The 17,377-nt window shown below is 62.1% G+C and carries 16 protein-coding genes and 1 pseudogene; 3 read left to right on the top strand and 14 right to left on the bottom strand.

The window, feature by feature from the left end:
- Positions 1-86: 86 nt before the first annotated feature.
- Positions 87-1,004, top strand: a complete 918-nt coding sequence (locus tag ACA066_RS19375) for a 1-aminocyclopropane-1-carboxylate deaminase/D-cysteine desulfhydrase (RefSeq protein WP_497696233.1) — start codon at positions 87-89, stop codon at positions 1,002-1,004.
- A 7-nt stretch (positions 1,005-1,011) separates the two neighbouring features.
- Here the strand turns inward: ACA066_RS19375 and ACA066_RS19370 are convergent, their stop codons facing one another.
- The 3 genes from ACA066_RS19370 to ACA066_RS19360 all read right to left on the bottom strand — a co-directional run bounded on the left by ACA066_RS19370 (position 1,012) and on the right by ACA066_RS19360 (position 3,888).
- On the bottom strand, positions 1,012-1,560 hold the full coding sequence (locus ACA066_RS19370; RefSeq protein ID WP_497696232.1) for a cytochrome b: 549 nt from the start codon (positions 1,558-1,560) through the stop codon (positions 1,012-1,014).
- Positions 1,561-1,792: 232 nt separating this feature from the next.
- A complete protein-coding gene (phnX, locus tag ACA066_RS19365) occupies positions 1,793-2,620 on the bottom strand; it encodes a phosphonoacetaldehyde hydrolase (RefSeq protein WP_497696231.1) in 828 nt (275 codons plus the stop codon).
- 158 nt (positions 2,621-2,778) lie between these two features.
- The gene (locus tag ACA066_RS19360; protein ID WP_497696230.1) at positions 2,779-3,888 is read right to left on the bottom strand and encodes a 2-aminoethylphosphonate--pyruvate transaminase; all 1,110 of its coding nucleotides are present in this window, start codon (positions 3,886-3,888) and stop codon (positions 2,779-2,781) included.
- A gap of 109 nt (positions 3,889-3,997) precedes the next feature.
- Here ACA066_RS19360 and ACA066_RS19355 point away from each other — a divergent pair, with 109 nt between their 5' ends.
- Positions 3,998-4,861: a LysR substrate-binding domain-containing protein gene (locus ACA066_RS19355; protein ID WP_497696229.1), complete on the top strand. Its 864-nt coding sequence runs from the start codon at positions 3,998-4,000 to the stop codon at positions 4,859-4,861.
- Positions 4,862-4,972: 111 nt separating this feature from the next.
- Here ACA066_RS19355 and ACA066_RS19350 read toward each other — a convergent pair.
- Both ACA066_RS19350 and ACA066_RS19345 read right to left on the bottom strand, forming a co-directional pair.
- Positions 4,973-5,164: pseudogene (locus ACA066_RS19350) on the bottom strand (LysR family transcriptional regulator); the annotation flags it as partial.
- A 14-nt stretch (positions 5,165-5,178) separates the two neighbouring features.
- Positions 5,179-6,507, bottom strand: coding sequence for a type VI secretion system Vgr family protein (locus tag ACA066_RS19345; protein WP_497696228.1), 1,329 nt, complete (start codon positions 6,505-6,507; stop codon positions 5,179-5,181).
- A 220-nt stretch (positions 6,508-6,727) separates the two neighbouring features.
- On the opposite strand from ACA066_RS19345, the gene ACA066_RS19340 reads away from it, so the two are divergent.
- The gene (locus tag ACA066_RS19340; RefSeq protein ID WP_008029612.1) at positions 6,728-7,432 is read left to right on the top strand and encodes a YebC/PmpR family DNA-binding transcriptional regulator; all 705 of its coding nucleotides are present in this window, start codon (positions 6,728-6,730) and stop codon (positions 7,430-7,432) included.
- Positions 7,433-7,583: 151 nt separating this feature from the next.
- Here ACA066_RS19340 and ACA066_RS19335 read toward each other — a convergent pair whose 3' ends face one another.
- The 9 genes from ACA066_RS19335 to ACA066_RS19295 form a co-directional block, all read right to left on the bottom strand.
- Positions 7,584-8,888 carry a protein kinase gene (locus ACA066_RS19335; RefSeq protein ID WP_497696227.1) on the bottom strand — a complete coding sequence of 435 codons (1,305 nt, stop codon included), beginning with the start codon at positions 8,886-8,888 and terminating at the stop codon, positions 7,584-7,586.
- A gap of 193 nt (positions 8,889-9,081) precedes the next feature.
- On the bottom strand, positions 9,082-10,212 hold the full coding sequence (zapE, locus tag ACA066_RS19330; protein ID WP_497696226.1) for a cell division protein ZapE: 1,131 nt from the start codon (positions 10,210-10,212) through the stop codon (positions 9,082-9,084).
- Positions 10,213-10,483: 271 nt separating this feature from the next.
- Positions 10,484-11,536, bottom strand: a complete 1,053-nt coding sequence (locus ACA066_RS19325; RefSeq protein WP_497696225.1) for an ABC transporter substrate-binding protein — start codon at positions 11,534-11,536, stop codon at positions 10,484-10,486.
- Positions 11,537-11,554: 18 nt separating this feature from the next.
- Entirely contained in the window at positions 11,555-12,670 is a 1,116-nt protein-coding gene (locus ACA066_RS19320; protein WP_497696224.1) for an NAD(P)/FAD-dependent oxidoreductase, read from the bottom strand.
- Positions 12,667-14,022: an FAD/NAD(P)-dependent oxidoreductase gene (locus tag ACA066_RS19315; RefSeq protein ID WP_497696223.1), complete on the bottom strand. Its 1,356-nt coding sequence runs from the start codon at positions 14,020-14,022 to the stop codon at positions 12,667-12,669. The genes ACA066_RS19320 and ACA066_RS19315 overlap by 4 nt, the downstream gene beginning before the upstream one ends.
- Positions 14,023-14,179: 157 nt before the next feature.
- Positions 14,180-14,470 (bottom strand): (2Fe-2S)-binding protein, encoded by a 291-nt coding sequence (locus ACA066_RS19310; RefSeq protein WP_497696222.1) that lies wholly within the window; start codon positions 14,468-14,470, stop codon positions 14,180-14,182.
- 7 nt (positions 14,471-14,477) lie between these two features.
- A complete protein-coding gene (locus ACA066_RS19305) occupies positions 14,478-15,272 on the bottom strand; it encodes an ABC transporter permease (RefSeq protein WP_497696221.1) in 795 nt (264 codons plus the stop codon).
- Between the two features lie 6 nt (positions 15,273-15,278).
- Positions 15,279-16,148, bottom strand: coding sequence for an ABC transporter permease (locus tag ACA066_RS19300; protein ID WP_497696220.1), 870 nt, complete (start codon positions 16,146-16,148; stop codon positions 15,279-15,281).
- Entirely contained in the window at positions 16,145-17,164 is a 1,020-nt protein-coding gene (locus ACA066_RS19295; protein ID WP_497696219.1) for an ABC transporter ATP-binding protein, read from the bottom strand. The genes ACA066_RS19300 and ACA066_RS19295 overlap by 4 nt, the downstream gene beginning before the upstream one ends.
- Positions 17,165-17,377 lie beyond the last annotated feature (213 nt).

Genomic DNA, 17,377 nt, shown 5'->3' with positions numbered 1-17,377 from the left:
CGGCTGCTTCGCAGCCGAGCGGGAGCAAGCTCCCTCGCCACAAATTGGCTGCTAAGATGCTGGCTCTTTACCTAGAGCCGGCACCAATGTTTCTCCCCCCCAACGACTGGCTCCCCAAAGCCCCCCTCGACCTCCTTCATCTCGACTGGCTCAAAAGCGCCGGCATCGAAGTCGCCATCCTGCGCCTCGACCAGATCGACCCGCTGATCAGCGGCAACAAGTGGTTCAAACTCATCGAACACCTCAAAGCCGCCGACCTCGCCGGTGCCGAAGGCATCATCAGCCTGGGCGGTGCTCACTCCAATCATCTGCATGCATTGGCGTCTGCTGGCAAACGCTTCGGGTTCAAAACCGTTGGTTTGCTGCGCGGTCATCCGCAAGAAACGCCCACAGTGAAAGACTTGCAAGCATTCGGCATGCAGCTGCACTGGCTGGGTTATGGCGGCTATCGCGCGCGGCACGAGGCGGGTTTCTGGGAACCCTGGCGGGCGCAATATCCCGATCTGCTCCCGGTGCCCGAAGGTGGTGGCGGATTACCGGGCGCAAAAGGCTGCATGCAGTTGAAAACAATGGTCAGCGAGCAACTGAACGGTCTGGGCTGGAGCGGCTACGACGGCTGGTGGCTGGCCTGCGGAACCGGCACCACGCTGGCCGGCCTGGTGCTGGCCGAAGCGGGGGAGCATCCGGTTTCCGGCGCGCTTGCGGTGCCCGACGACCATGGTGTGGCGCAGCAGGTCGAATCGATTGTGCAAGAAGCAGGCTTGCACGATCCGGTCTATGAACTGTTTGACGCCAGTCGCGGCGGCTTCGCCAAAGTCGATCCGCTGTTACTGGACTTCATCGCGCAGACCGAACAGGCCTGCGGCATTCCCCTCGAACCGCTATACACCGGCAAAGCATTGCTGGCGCTCAAGCAACATGTCGACGCTGGCAGATTTGCAAAGGGCGCGCGCCTGATCTTCATCCACACCGGCGGCTTGCAGGGCCGCCGCGGGTTTCAATAAAAGGCGTTCAGCTGCGCTTGGGCATCATCCGCAACAAGGTGTTATCGCCCACCACATAATGATGATAGATCCCCGCCACGGCGTGCAGCCCGATCAGCCAGTAACCGATGGTGCCGCCGAGCACATGCCAGCCTTCGATCTGCCTGGCCAGCGCCTTATCTTCCGAGACCAGCAGCGGCAAATCAAAGCCATAGAACATCACTTGATGACCCTTGGCACTGGTGACCAGCCAACCGAGGATCGGCATCGCGATCATGAAAATGTACAGCGCCCAGTGCATCAACCTGGCGAGGGTGGTTTGCCAGTGCGGGGAGGCGGGGAAGATCTGCGGTGCCGGGCCGAGGCTGCGGGCGAACAACCGGAACCAGACCAGCACGAATACAGTCAGCCCCAGCATGAAGTGCGACTCGGTGATCAGCGTGCGGCCGCCACTGCCTTTGGGAAAAATCCCGCGAAATTCGATGCAGGCGTACACCAGCGCCAGCAGGACCAGCATCAACCAGTGCAGGGTGATCGACACGGTGCTGTAGCGTGAATCGGAGTTTTTCCAGGGCATTCGGCGTTCCTCACAGGTCGGGTCAGGCCACCGTTCTTGGTCGACGGTGTGCCTTAACTGTAATCCTGTTTCGCCGGGTTTGTCTGGAGCCGGTGGAGGTTCGATTACCCAAAAAAGCGCCGCCGTCCTGTAGGAGCCGAGCTTGCTCGCGATGGCGGTCTGTCAGTGGACACTAATGTATCTGACACACCGCGATCGCGAGCAAGCTCGGCTCCTACAGAAATGCATTGAATCAGTTGGTTTGCGGCATTTCACCCTTGGCCAGACGCTTGTTGATGTCGGCGATCACTTCCGGCAGATCGGTAATGGTGTCGATCATGTAGTGCGGGCGCGATCCTTCGAACAGTGCGTGGATGCGCTTGCGCTCGCTGGCCAGTTGATCGCTGCCGAGGGCGCGATAACCTTCGTAGTCCAGGCCCAGCGCGTTGCCCGAGCAGATCAGCGCGACGGTCCACATACCGGCGCGACGGCCTTCGAGAATGCCCGGCACGGTGTCGTCGATCTTCACACACGCGGCGACATCGTCGATGCCCAGGGCGATGACGTTGGCCAACGCCTGAGCTGGCCATGGACGGCCGTTAGGCACTTCGTCGGTGGCGACCACGTGATCGGCGACGTAACCGTTGGTGGCGGCCAGTTCGACCACTTTGTCCATGACCTGTTTCGGATAGCCGGAGCACGAGCCGATCTTGATGCCTTGGGCTCGCAGGTTGGCAATGGTGTCCAGCGCCCCCGGAATCAGTGCCGAGTGCTCGGCGATTTTCTCGATCTGCAGCGGCATGAAGCGTTGGTAGATGGCGGTGACGTCATCGTCGGTCGGCGTGCGGCCGAATGCCTTGCGATAGCGTTCGGCGACTGCCGGCTGATCGCACAGGGTGCGGATGTGGTCCCACTTGCCCATGCCCATGGGGCCACGGGCTTCTTCGATGGACACCTGGACGTCGAATTCGGCGAAGGCCTCGACAAAAATCTGCGTGGGGGCGAACGAACCGAAATCGACCACGGTGCCGGCCCAGTCGAGGATGGCGGCCTGGAGTTTGGTTGGGTTGGTGTAGTTCATGGTGATCAGAGTCCTGTGATAACTGGCAATTTAGAAAATCAGCTCTTTGGGGGAGCGAGACCGGCTTGCCGGCGATAGCGGACTGTCATTCAATATCGATGTCGACTGGTCGGGCTTCATCGCGAGCAGGCTCGCTCCCACAGGGAATGCGGTGTGGTTTAGATCTCTAACACTTCCATCTCGCGCAGTACTTCAGCCACCGCCTCCACGGCGGCGTGCATCTCGGCCTGGTTGACGTGGCCGATGCAGCCGACGCGGAAGGTTTCGACCTGGGTCAATTTGCCGGGATAGAGAATGAAACCCTTGGCCTTGACCCGTTCGTAGAATTCCTTGAACTGGTAGCGCGGGTCTTTCGGCGCGTGGAAGGTGACGATGATCGGCGCCTGAATGGCGGCGGGCAGGAAGCTGCGCAAACCCAGTTTGGCCATGTCATCGAGTAACACTTTGCAGTTGTCGGCGTAGCGCTGATGCCGGGCCGGCAAGCCACCTTCTTCGTTGTATTGCAGCAGGGCTTCGTGCAGTGCCGCGACCACGTGGGTCGGCGGGGTGAAGCGCCACTGGCCGGTCTTGGCCATGTAGGTGTGCTGGTCGAAAAGGTCCATCGCCAGCGAGTGCGAGTTGCCCGCGGCATTCGCCAGCGATTCTTTGCGAGCGAAGACGAAACCCATCCCCGGTACGCCCTCGAGGCATTTGCCCGAGGCGGCAATCAGCGCGTCGAACGGCACCTGTTGCGCATCCACCGGCAGCGCGCCGAAAGAACTCATGGCGTCGATGATCAGGCGTTTGCCGTGTTGCGCAATGACCTGGGCGATTTCCAGCAGCGGGTTGAGGATACCTGTGCTGGTTTCGCAGTGAATCAGCGCGACGTGGGTGATGCTGGCGTCGGCCCGCAGCAGACGGTCGACGTCGGCGGCGGTGGTCGGTTCGTCTTCCGCCGTTTCAAACGTGCTGAAGGAACGGCCGAGCACTTCGCAGATTTTCGCCAGGCGTTTGCCATAGGCGCCGTTGATCAGCACCAGGACTTTGCCGTCGCGAGGCACCAGCGTGCCGATTGCCGCTTCGACCGCGAAGGTGCCGCTGCCTTGCAGAGGCACGCAGTGGTGACTGTCGCCGCCGTTGATGATCGCCAGCAATTGCTCGCAGAGGCTGGCGGTCAGTTGATTGAAGCGGTCATCCCATGAACCCCAGTCGACCATCATCGCCTGGCGGGTGCGGTGCGACGTGGTCAACGGGCCGGGGGTGAGCAGGATGGGTTCGGCAGTACTCATTCTCGTGTCCTCGCAATCGATGGGATGAAGCTACGGGGCTTAAATTGCAATTTGCCGTGCTATCAATCAAATTGTTTGTTGTTATGCCAGCCATCAGTGAGGGTTATTCATGAACCTGTTCCAGCTCCGCGCGTTCGATGCGGTGGCCCGCGAGGGCAGCTTCACTCGCGCCGCCGCGCGGCTGTTCATCAGCCAGCCGGCGGTCACCGGGCACATCAAGGCGTTGGAGGAGCACTACCAAATCACCTTGCTGCGGCGAACTGCGCGACGGGTGGAGCTGACGGAGGAGGGCACCAAACTCGCAGCGATCACACGGGCGATGTTTGGTCTGGCGGAAGAAGCGCAGGTGATGCTCGAGGCCAATCGGCAGTTGCTCACCGGCCGTCTGGAAGTGGCGGCGGACGGGCCGCACATGGTCATGCCGATGCTGGCCAGTTTGCGCGCGCGTTATCCGGGGATCACCGTGAACCTGCGCCTGGGCAATGCTCAGGAAACCCTCGCGGCGCTGTTGTCGGAGCATGCCGACGTGGCAGTGCTGACCGAGGTCGAGCCGCGCAAGGGTTTGCATTTGCAGGCCCTGAGCGAGTCGCGGATTTGTGCGCTGGTGCCGGATAGTCATCCTTGGGCGCACCGTTCGAAGGGCGTGCCGCTCAAGGAGCTTGATCAGGTGATCATGGTGTTGCGCGAACCGAGTTCGATTACCCGGCGCACGTTTGATGAGGCGTGTGTTCAGGCAAAGGTGAGCCCGCGGGTGTTGCTGGAGCTGGACAGTCGCGAAGCGGTGACCGAGGCCGTCGCGGCGAAGTTGGGGGTGGGGGTGGTGTCATCGGTGGAAGTCAGCCATGACCCACGGGTGGCGGCGGTGCCGATTATTGGAGAGGGGTTGGTGAATCGGCACATGATCGGGTGCATGGAGCGGCGGCGGGATTTGCGTTTGATACAGGCGTTTTTCGGGTTGGCGCCAGTCAGTTAGACCGCGGCGCGGCCTTCGCGAGCAGGCTCGCGCATCATCTCCCACAGGGTTTTTGTGAACACTGGAGATCCCTTGTGGGAGCGAGCCTGCTCGCGATGAGGCCGGACCTGCTTACACCAGACTCTCGCGAACCATCTCCAGAAACGTCGCCACCACCCGCCGAGAACTCTGCTCGCGCAAGCACACCAGCGTCTCCGTCAGCCGCCGTGTGCAATCGGTAATCGGCAACGCACACACCCGCGAATCCGCGCCAAATTCGGCGGCTGAGACCACGCCTACCCCAATTCCCACGACCACCGCCTCCAGACAAGGGCTGATCAGGTTTTGCGGTTCACCAGCCAGTCAAACAGCAGGCGGTCATCGCCCCTGGGTTGCGGGACGGGGCCAGGCGCTGGCGGGCTGCTCGCGGTGGCGTACAACACGGGGCGGTCCGGATCGCTGTCGAGAAAACTGATGAGCACGTCAGTTCCGGCGACCGGCAGCCTGGCGGGATCGATCCGGCCATCGGGCGCAACGACGACCATGGGCAGCCAGAATCCGCTGGATTCGTCCTCCCCGGTCTGCGGGGTTGGCCATAACCTGACTTTTATCCGGCCTTGATCATCCAGTTCCGCAGTCTGGCCGACAGGGCCCAGCACCCGGGCCGTCTGGAAACCCGGAATGTTGGGTCTGGCCTGTGTGAGCGCGGGCCGGAATACCGTTGACCATGGAATGGCGGTGAACTGATTGCTGTAACGCCGGACCCCGTCGGTTGCGTTGCGCTCAAGAATCGACGGCTGCCGGCCCTGATGCCGGATTTCGGTCAGCAGCCATTGATCGTTGAAGTTCGGCAGCGGATGTTCCGACACTTGTACGATTCGTCCGCTGCGCAATGCGCTCTGGTTGCTTTGACCCTGCATCTGCCCATGCCGGCAGCGCAGGCGTTCCAGTGTTCGACGGCTGAGCTGGTCGCGCTCGAGCGGTTGTGGGGCAGGGCGCGCGGTGAGTGGGGGCGAGGTGTGGCGCTGGAACAGTTCACTGATCACCGGCACGTTTACGGCAGGAGACGCGTCGCCGTGAAACGGCAGGAGCAGCGGTTCTTGAGGGAAACTCAGGCTGTCGTCCGCCAGCACCAGCACATGGCCGTCGCGCTGATGTTCGAAGTGATAGTGAATGCCTTCTTCTTCGCAGAGTCGTTTCAGGAAGGCCAGGTCCGTCTCATCAAACTGAATGCACAACGGCCTGGCGGGATAGCGCCCGTTCGGCAGTTCAAAGCGGTAGCTGTCTTCAGGCAGCCCGTTTTCTTCGAGCAACCGGCGTAGGATGGCGGGCACATCGACCTGATGAAACACCCGTCGGCAACGCTGTCGGTCGAGGTTTTGCAGCCAGGGCACCAGCGCCAGCCTGTAGCCGACCCGGTGCAGGTCGCGATGTTCGCGGGTGGCGCAGTGGATGATGCCGTGAATGCCCCGGCCCTCCGCCAGGCTGAAGAACACCGGTTGTTGCAGCAGGCGATCCAGGCTCATGGCCGGCGCCAGGCTGATCACTTCGATGTCGAATCGGTAAGTCTGGTTGAGGGCTTCAAGGCCATTGAACTGCAGCACCTGCAAATTCAAATTACCGTTCAGCAGGGTCAGGGTGAAAGGACTTTCCTTGTCGTTGTGCATTCGAACGCGCTTCTGCCAGGGAGTACGGGTGCAAAGGGTACGAAACCGTGGCTCCTTATGGTCACCGCAAAGCGATGTTTCAGAATCGCCCTACAACTCGCGGTGAAGATGTCGATTCGACGGCATCGATTTTTTGGTCGATTGCCAACTTTAGGCCGTATAAACTTGCACAAAGCGTCGGCCAATAGATGTCTCGGCGCCACAGATAAGAGAGTGAGTAATGGGCGCACAGTGGAAGGTTAAACACAAAGAAGCGGCAGCCAATGCCAAGGGCAAGATCTTCGGCAAACTGGTGAAAGAAATCACCATCGCTGCGCGCAACGGTGCCGATACCGCCACCAACGCACATCTGCGTCTGGTGGTCGAACAGGCGAAAAAGGCTTCGATGCCCCGCGAAACCCTGGAACGTGCGATCAAGAAAGGCTCCGGCCAGCTCGGCGAAACCGTGCAATACCATCGCGTGACCTACGAAGGGTTCGCGCCGCACCAGGTGCCGCTGATCGTTGAATGCGTGACCGACAACATCAACCGCACCGTCGCGGAAATCCGCGTTGCATTCCGCAAGGGCCAGCTCGGCGCTTCCGGTTCCGTGGCCTGGGATTTCGACCATGTGGGCATGATCGAGGCGTCCCCGGACAGCCCGGATGCCGATCCGGAAATGGCTGCCATTGAAGCCGGTGCACAGGATTTCGAACCTGCCGACGACGGCGCGACCTTGTTCATCACCGAAGCGACTGACCTGGATTCGGTACAGAAAGCCTTGCCTGAGCAGGGTTTCACCGTGTTGTCGGCGAAGCTGGGTTACAAGCCGAAGAACCCGGTCAGTGGCTTGAGCGACGAGCAGATGGCCGAAGTTGAAGCCTTCCTCGAAGGCCTCGATAACCACGATGATGTGCAGGACATGTTTGTCGGGTTGGCGGGTTAAGCCGAATCGCTTGAGATCTGATTTGTGGCGAGGGAGCTTGCTTGTGGCGAGGGAGCTTGCTCCCGCTGGACGGCGAAGCCGTCCCCAAAGCGGCGGCTGCTGCGCAACCGAACGGGAGCAAGCCCCCTCGCCACAGGTTTTGTATTTGCCTTCAGTCGAACCTGGCCAACTCCCGCACAATTTCGCTGAACCCCGGCCGCGCCAGCACATCCGGCTGACAGCAGCGTTGCTGCAAATCCTCTAGTCGCTCAAGCACCTCATCGCTCAACCCCGAGTCGATCCGCTCCAGCAGTTCCCCCAATAGAACGCCAAACGCACGCACCTCGATCCGTTGCAATGCGCGGCTTTCAAGGCTGTCCGCCGTCGAATGGAAAGACGCTGCGCCAAAGTCCCCCAACAGGCAATCACCGTGCTCGTTCCACAGAATGTTGTGGCCATAGAGGTCGCCGTGGGTGATGCCCTGACGGTGCAGATGCTCGGCCACCGACGCGATGCCACAGGCGATTCGCAAGGCCACGCCGGCACTGAACCGGGTCTCGCTGGCGTAGACATCGCGACTGCAGGACGCCAGGCTCGGCAACCCGGCGAGGTTGCGATAACTCGGTTCGATCAGCTCCATGACCAACCCGGCTTGCGCCTGCGGGTGCTCGATGATCCGTCCTTCAACCCGGATCAGGTTAGGGTGTAGGCCGGCGGTCATGCAGGCGTTCATTTCGTGCAGCGGCGAGCCATCGCTGGTCATTTCGCCCTTGTAGAGTTTGACCGCGACCGGCGTTGTCTGCTTCCACAATGCTTGGTAAATGACCCCGGAAGCGCCTTCGCCCAATTGTTGTTCCAGACTGAGCTGCGACCAGGGAATCGTCGGCGTGGCATCGAGCGCGGCCGCATCCGCCTCTGTTTCCAGCGGATTACCGGCGTAAGCCAGCCAGGTCAGGCTCGGCAGGGTCAGCAGCCATTCCGGCAGTTCGGTCAACTGGTTGGCGGCGATGCGGGTCAGCTCGAGGCGATGGCAATTGCTCAGGCTCTCGGGCAAGCGCTGCAGTTGATTGCCGGCCAGCATCAACTTTTGCAGGAACGGGCGCTCACCCAGTTCGGTGGGCAGTTCACTGATGCGGTTGTCGGTGAGGATCAGCCAGCGCAACAGCGGTGGCAGCGCAGCGCCCGGTACGGTTTCGATGCGGTTGGACTTGAACCCGAGCATGGTCAGCGCGGCGCACTGGCCAAGGCAGGCGGGCAGTTTGCTGAAGTGGTTGCGGTCGCAGAACAACACGCGCAAACGGGTCAGGCGGTGAAAGTCGTCCGGCAGGCTACTCAAGGCGTTGCCACTGAGGTTGAGCACCTCGAGCGAGTCCGCGAGGTCGAGGATTTCCCGGGGGAATTCCGTCAGACCGGCGGCCAGGTCCAGGCGAGTGGTGCCAGCCAGCAGGCCGGCGCGCAGTTGCGCAAGGGTATCCATGAACAGATTCGCTATAGATCGAGGGTAGGGCGCGGGGGCCTGAAAAAGGGCGACATGATAGCGGTAAAGATGCGGCGACTGTCAGGGCCTCATCGCGAGCAGGCTCGCTCCACAATTGACCTGTGTTCACAAATCCAGTGTGGGAGCGAGCCTGCTCGCGATGACGGTAGGCGCTGCACCGCCAATGCTGTGTTTAAACCGGTTCCCTGACTTCCACCAACTGCCCCAGCCGGCTGCGGGTGCGCGCCAGATCAATGGCATCGCCGCCCAGGTTTTCGTGCAACGACCGGTGGCCCAGCAGGATCAGATGCTTGTCCTGGTCGTACAAAACGTCCACCAGATTGATGAAGCGCTGCTGCGCGCCGATCGAGCAGTCGGCGAGGTTGGGCAGTTTGTCGATGATCCAGTGATCGAATCGCCGGCACAGTTCCAGGTAATCCATGACAGCGGTGGGGTGGTCGCACAGGTCGGCGAAGGTGAAACCGATGGTTCGTCCTTCGCAGTAGCGGGCTGGAAGATGCCGGGTGCCGACGGGTAACGCGATGGTTGGCGCGTCGGGCTCGGGCAGGTTCAATGCCTGACGCTGCGCCACAGTGGCCGGCCATACGTAGTGGCCCTGGGTAAACAGCTGCTGGGCGTGGGTTCTCGCCTGGCTGCGGTAATCGTGAGGGCCGCCGACTTCCATCACTTGCATGCGGGCGTTGATCAGATCGATCACCGGTTTGAAACGCGCATGGTAGAGCGGGTTGGGCAGTAAGCCTTCGGGCGGGTAATTCGACGTGACCAGCAGCAGGATGCCGCGGCGGAACAGCGCCTTGAACAGCCGCGTAATGAGCATTGCGTCGCCGATGTCATGGACATGAAACTCGTCGAAACACAGCACCCGGCAATCGCTCAGCAGCTCGTCCAGCGTTGTCGCCAGTGCATCAGGGTGGTCGCGATGACTGAACATGCCCTGGTGCAGTCGGGCAAAAAACTCATGAAAGTGCAGACGCTGTTTTTCCGCGATGGGCAGCCCCTGGAAAAAACCGTCGAGCAACCAGCTCTTGCCGCGACCGACGGCGCCATGCAAGTAAAGACCCGGCAGTGGTTTCGCCGACGGGCCAAGCAGCGCCGTGGCGTGTTGCGCCATGCAGTCGATCACGCGCTGTTGGCTGTGGCTGAGTGTGTAACCCTGGGAATGGGCCTTGTGGCGAAAGTAGTCGTGGACGGCACGCCCCGTCGCGGAATGACTGGCGGAGGCGGTCGATACCTTGCCGAAGAGGCGGCGCAGCGCGGGCCAGCGTGGTGTGAACCGCGAACGGTCAGGCGGTCGAACGGCCACTGATATCACCCCGTTATCGTCAGGCAGGCTCCCCGAGCTGCGGCGGCGTAGTGTAACCAATACCGGAATTTTGCTTCCAGTTGTGTAGACAAGTGCGGGACGCAAAACGGGCGTTGCAGGATGTGGGGTTTGACGCGAAACCTGTGGGAGCCTGCTCGCGATGGCGGTGGGTCAGCCACAACATTACTGACTGACACTGCCCTATCGTCGGAACGCCGCCCGGAGCCGGCTCGCTCCCACAGGGTTTTGTTGCGTTTGCTCTATCGGAGAACTACCGCTCGATACTGCGATTCCACCGCGCATTCCACGCCGGGCGCTGTTCGTTGACCTGATCCCAGTCGATCGCAATCGCCGTTTGCAGGTACTGCTTCATCGCCTCGACCTGGCCGCGAGTCTTGTCGGTAGTCGGGGTGTTCGGGTTGGACGGGATCTGATCGCCGTCTTCAAGCGCGGCGGCTTGTGCGTCGGGTGTCAGGAGAAACGCGGCGAGTTTCTGCGCCAGTTCCGGTTGGGTGTTGTTGGCGATGGCGCATTCGGCGACGTTGAGTACCACCGCGCCTTCTTTCGGTTGTGCGTACTCGACCGGCATGCCTTTGAGTTTCAGGGCCGTCACTTGAGTCGGTGTCAGCGGGAACAGCGCCGCTTCGTCGGTCTGGAGCATTTCGGAAATCTTCGCCGAGCTCGGAATGTATTCCAGCACGTTGCGCCCGATGGTGTTCGGCCAGGCCTTGAAACCCGGCTCGACGTCGGTTTCGCTGCCGCCCTGAATCCGGTTGAACATCAGGAAACCGTGCAGGCCGAAGGTCGAAGAGGCCATCGACTGGAACACCAGTTTGTCCTTGAAACGCGGGTCGGCCATGTCCATCCACGAGGTCGGCGCGGCCCAGCCTTTTTCCTTGAACAGACGCGTGTTGTACGCCAGTCCCGTGACGCCGAGGCTGACGGCCACGGCCTGGTCCTTGATGCGGCCCTTGGCCGGAATCTGCGCCAGGGGCGGGCTGTCCTCAAGTTTGTCGCACAGGCCCATGGCGATGGCGCGGTACATGATGCCGTCGTCGAGGAACATCACGTGCATCTGCGGGTTGCCTTTGCTGGCCTGGACCTTGGCCAGGATATCGGCAGAGGTGCCCGGCACAATCACCACTTTGACGTTGTTGGCTTTCTCGAAAACCGGCAGCACCTTGTCGGCGTAGAGCCGCTCCATGGTCCCGCCGTTCATGCCGAGGTAAAGCGTCGGCTCGGCCTGGGCCTGGGCCTGGGTGACCGTGAGCAGGGCGCCCAAGCAGGACATACCGAGCAGTGCAGTGCGTTTGACGTTATTCATTGGCGCGACCTTCCTCTATCAAGCAACGGAGATGGAGTGAAACCGGGTGATGGAAAACGCATCCAGCGACGTGGTTGAGGCGCCGCTGCAGATGATCTCGGTGAGCGCCTGGCCCACCGCAGGACCGATCTGGAAACCTGCGCCGGCAAAGCCGAACGCATGCAACAGACCGGGTTGAGTGCCACTGTGCCCGATCACCGGCTGGTGATCGGGCAAGTAACCTTCGGTGCCGCTCCAGGTACGAATCGCCTGGGCGCCTTCAAGAAACGGGTAGAGCTCGACGGCCTGGCGCAGGATCTCGATCACCGCGTGTTGACCGGGGCGGGCGCGGGCGTCGTCGAGGGCAAACCCCTGACCGCCGCCCAATACACAATTGCCGCGCGCGACCTGGCGCGCATAGATGCCACCGCCTTCGACACCGGTGCTGGCGTTCATCACCCACGGCAAGGGCTCGGTGACCAGCATCGCCGGGTGCCCGGCGTGCATCGGCACGGGGTCACCGAATTGCCCGGCCAGTTTTCCCGCCCACGCGCCCGCGCAGTTCAACACCCAGGGTGCCCGCAGTTCGAGACCGTTTTGAGTGCTGACGTGAAAACGCTGGCCGTCGTGCTCCACCGCGCCCACCGCGCATTGTTCATGCACCTGCGCGCCGTGGCGCCGTGCTGCACGGGCAAACGCTGGCGATACCAGGCGCGGGTTGGCGTGACCGTCATCCGGACAAAACGAGGCGCCGACCGCCACCTCGCCGACCCACGGAAAACGCGTGCGTAACTCACTGCGATCAAGTACCTGCAAATTGAGGCCAAAGCCCTGACTGCTGGCGGCATAGTCCTGCAACGCGCGCAGGTCATCGAGGCTGCGCGCCAGTTTCAAGTGGCCGCTGCGTTGATATTCGCCGTCGATGCCGATCAACTGCGGCAACCGGCCCCAGATCTCGTGGGCCCGTTGCGACAGCGGCAATTGCGACAGCGGTCGACCCTGACGGCGCACGCCGCCGTAGTTCACGCCGCTGGAATGCGAGCCGCAAAAATCCCGCTCCAGCAGCGCCACGCGACGACCCGCCTGGCTCAGGAAAAGCGCGGCGGAAGCACCGACAATGCCGCCGCCAATGATCACTGCATCGACCTCGATCATGGCTCGATCTCCAGACCAAACGGCAACGGTTTGATCGGTGCCTGCGCCCGCAGTCGACCGATGTCGGACACCGCCCGCTGACTTTCGCAGGCGATGATTTCCGCGGCCGCGGCACCACACATCCGACCCTGGCAACGGCCCATGCCGACCCGGCAATGGGCCTTGACCCGATTGATTTCCCAATGGCCTTCACGCACCACTTCGCGGATGTCACCGGCGCGCACTTCTTCGCAGCGGCAGATCATCACGTCGTCAGCGGTGTCGGCCGCCCAGTTTTGCGGGAATACGAAAGCGCGTTCCAGGCCATGGCGAAAGGTATCGATCCGTCCAAGTGCCTGCTCCAATTGCACGCAACGCTGCGGCGCGATCGGGTAACCGTTGTCTTCGAGCAAGGCGAGGGCAGCCCGTTCGCCGGCCATTTCCGCCGCGTCGGCGCCCATGATGCCGGCACCGTCACCGGCCAGATAAACCTCGGCGACACTGCTGCGACCGGCGCCGTCGCGTTGTGGCAGCCAGGCGCGGTTGAGCGGGTTCCAGGCGAATGCGCAGCCGAGCAGATCGGCGAGTTGGGTTTCGCTGCGCAGACCGTGGGCGAATGCCACCGCATCACAGTCCAGCGGATGCTCGCCGCTTGAGTTGGACCAGCTCAGCGACTGCACCCGTTGTTCGCCGTTGATGCGTTTCAAGGTTGCGCCCTGATGCACCGGGATGCCGTGAGCGGTCAGCCAGCTGCGGTAATAAATGCCTTTGGCCAATGTGGCCGGTTGCCACAGCAGGCCGGGCAGGGCGCGGGCCTGAGCGCTGAACGGCGAACTGTCGAGTACCGCAACCACCTTCGCGCCGGCCTTGGCGTATTGATACGCCACCAGATACAGCAACGGTCCGCTGCCGGCGAACACCACCCGTTCACCGATGGCGCAGCCCTGGAATTTCAGGGCGATCTGCGCGGCGCCGAGGCTATAGACACCCGGCAACGTCCAGCCCGGCACCGGCAAAATCCGGTCGGTGGCGCCGGTGGCGACGATCACCCGAGAGAATTCCAATCGTGCGGCGCGGCTCTCGTGCAAGGTGTCGAGTGCACCGTCTTCGGCGTTCCACACCAGGGTGTCGGAACGGTAATCGAGCTGCTCGCGCAACTCATCAATCGTTTGATGCAACGCCTTCGCCTTGCGCGCTTCAAAGCCATACAGCTTGAGCGCCGAGCGTTTGAAATTCGCCGGCTGACGCCGATAAATCTGCCCGCCGCCGCGAGCGGCTTCGTCCAGCAAAACCGGGCGCACACCATGCGCCACCAGCGTTTGCGCAGCACGAATCCCGGCTGGGCCGGCACCGATGATCACGACAGACTTCATACCCACCACCCTTTAGCCGACCGCCGCTGAATCCCTGTGGGAGCCAGCCTGCTGGCGATGACGGTGGCACAGTCAAAAATGATGGTGACTGACACTCCGTAATCGCGAGCAGGCTCGCTCCCACAGGGGATTGGGGGTGGGCAGTTGAAAGGTGTGTTCATAGGCAACGCCCCGGTTCACGACTGATTTGCTCTCCGGCTTCGAGCAACGTCGAACACGCGCGCACCCGCCGGCCATCGCCCAGCCGAACCCAGCAGTCCTGACATGCCCCCATCAAACAAAACCCGGCGCGAGGCTCGGCACTGAAATCGCTGCCGCGCAAATGCTCGCTGCAGGTCAGCACCGCAGTCAGCACGGTGTCGCCGAGCAGCCCGCTGGCCGGTTGGCCGTCGAGGGTGAAGTCCAGGGCCGGGCGGTCGCCTTCGGCCAGTCGTTTCAGCAGAGCCATGGCGCCCTCATTGTTTACCCACCAGAACCCGATCCAGGCCGTACACCCGATCGAGCAGAATCATGGTCAGCGCGGTCAGCGCAATCACCAGGGCCGACACCGCCGCCATCATCGGATCGATGGATTCGGTGGCGTACACGTACATGCGCACCGGCAAGGTTTGCGTGGCCGGCGAGGTGACGAAGATCGACAGCGTCACTTCGTCGAAACTGTTGATAAATGCCAGCAGCCAGCCACCGGCGACCCCCGGCAGAATCATCGGCAAGGTGATTCGGCGGAACAGCGTGAAGCGCCCGGCACCCAGCGATTGCGCGGCGTGTTCGGCGCTGCGATCCAGGCCGATGGCCGACGCCAGCACCAGACGCAGCACATACGGCGTGATCACCAGCACGTGGGCGAAAATCAGCCAGGCGAAGCTGCCGTTGACGCCCATCAGCGCAAACAACCGCAGCAGCGCGACACCCAGCACCAAGTGCGGAATGATGATCGGCGACAGGAACAGCCCGTTGAAAAAGTCCCGTCCGGGAAACTCGAAACGGGTGATCGCCAGCGCTGCCGGCACCGCAATCAGCGTCGCCAGACTGGCCGCGCTGAACGCCAGGATCAGGCTGTTGTAGAACGCATCGACAAAGTCGGCGCGCTCGAACACTGCGCGGAACCAGCGCAGGGAAAACTCCGTGGTCGGCAGGCTCAGGGTGTTTTCCGGAGTGAACGCGACGAGGCACACCACCACCAGCGGCGCGAGCATGAACAGCACCACCAGGGTATGGAACAGCAGGGCAAAAGGACCGTTCTTGGACATGACGAGTTATCCCAATGACTTCTTGTAGCGGCCTTCGATCATCCGGTTCCACGACAGCATGATCAGCAGGTTGAGCAACAGCAGCGCGACGGCGATGGCCGCGCCCATCGGCCAGTTGAGCTCCGACAGGTACTGGTCGTAGATCAGCGTGGCGACCATCTTTATGCGGCGCCCGCCGAGCAGGCCGGGAATGGCGAAGGAGCTGGCGGCGAGGCCGAACACGATCAAGGTGCCGGAGAGCACGCCGGGCATGATTTGCGGCAGCACTACTTTGCGCATCACCGTGAAGTGGCTGGCACCGAGGGACAGCGCGGCTTGCTCGGCGGCGGGGTCGAGTTTCTGCAGCGAGGTCCAGACCGGAATGATCATGAACGGCAGCATCACGTGGACCAGCGCAATCACCACCGCGAACGGCGTGTAGAGCAGCTTCATCGGTGAGCCACCGAAGGCTTGCAGGGTCTGGTTGACCAGGCCGTCGGCGCCGAGCAACAGGCTCCAGCCGAAGGCGCGCACCACCACCGAAATCAGCAACGGCGTGAGGATCAGAATCAGGAAAATCGAGCGCCATGGCGCGCCCATTCGGCTGAGGATGTAGGCCTCGGGCACGCCGATAACCACGCAGAGCAGGGTGGTCAGGGCGCTGATCCAGAATGTGCGCAGGAAAATTTCGTAGAAGTACGGGTCACCCAGCAGGCTGCTGTAATGGTCGACGGTGTAGGCGTCACCGTTGATGCCCGAGCTGTAGTCGAAGACATTGAACGACAACACCAGCGTCAGCAGCAGCGGGATCACCAGCAGGCTGACGTACAACGCCAGGGCCGGTGCCGACAAAAGGTAACCCTGGCGTCCCTGGCGAAGGGCGACGAGCGTACTCATGCCGACACCTCGTCGACACTCAGCACCCGCAGCAGCGCCGCGTCCCAGTCGAGGCCGACGGCCGTGCCTTCGTTCATCGGCGCCGAGCCATCGTTGCGGCGCACCACGCAGAGTTCGCCCAGGGTCGTGGAGACGCCGTAGAGCCATTGGCTGCCGAGGAAGAAGCGGCTGACGATCCTGCCTTGCAGACGGCCGTGATCTTTTTCCCGCAGATCGATTTTTTCCGGGCGCAGGCTGAGGGTCAGTTCACCGCCGCTGCGCACCTGAACCACACCTGCACTGTCACGCTCGCCGGGCAGCAGATTGGCCTTGCCGACGAAGCCGGAAATGAATTCGGTGCGCGGGTGTTCGTAAAGGGTGTAGGGCGCGTCGATCTGGGTGATGCGCCCGGCCTGCATCACCACCACGCGATCGCTGATGGACAGCGCTTCGGACTGGTCGTGGGTGACCATCAACGTGGTGATCCCGACTTCGCGCTGGATGCGGCGGATCTCGAACTGCATCTCTTCGCGCAGATTGGCGTCGAGGTTGGACAGCGGCTCGTCGAGCAGCAGCACCGGCGGTTCGATCACCAGCGCTCGGGCCAGGGCAACACGCTGGCGCTGACCGCCGGACAATTCTCGTGGGTAACGCTCGGCGTGCTGGTCCAGACGCACCAGTTTCAGCACCCGATCCACGCGCTGCTGCAGCTCGCCGTTGGGCACTTTGCGCATGCGCAGGCCGAAGGCGACGTTGTCTTTGACGGTCATGTGCGGGAACAGCGCGTAACTCTGGAACACCACGCCCAAGCCACGGCTGGCGGGTTTGGCGTGGGTGATGTCGCGACCGTCGAGCAGAATGCGCCCGCTGGTGACTTCGACGAAGCCGGCGATCATTTGCAGGGTGGTGGTTTTGCCACAGCCGGAGGGGCCGAGCAGGGAAACGAACTCACCTTTCTCGACCGAGAGGTGAGTGGCGACGACGGCGTCGATCTCGCCGTAACGTTTGCCGAGTCCTTCAAGTTGCACAAAAGCCATAACTGCGCTCCACCTGAGATTGTTATGCGCGGCCTGAGGTCGCGCTTTTTTGTATGGGCAGATACGAAAGGTGTTGCGGGGTGCGTTGGCGCTCGACTTGGGTCGGCTGCCGCTGTTGTTCGAATCGCCCCTGTGGACGCAGATTAGGACGAAGACTAGGATGGGCTCAATGGCCTATTTCACTGAATCGATGGTTATTTTCAGTTTCATTCA

This window comes from Pseudomonas sp. LBUM1651 (assembly GCF_059716135.1).
Note: the sequence above shows the minus strand (reverse complement) of the source record. Positions and strands in the feature narration are given on the sequence as shown.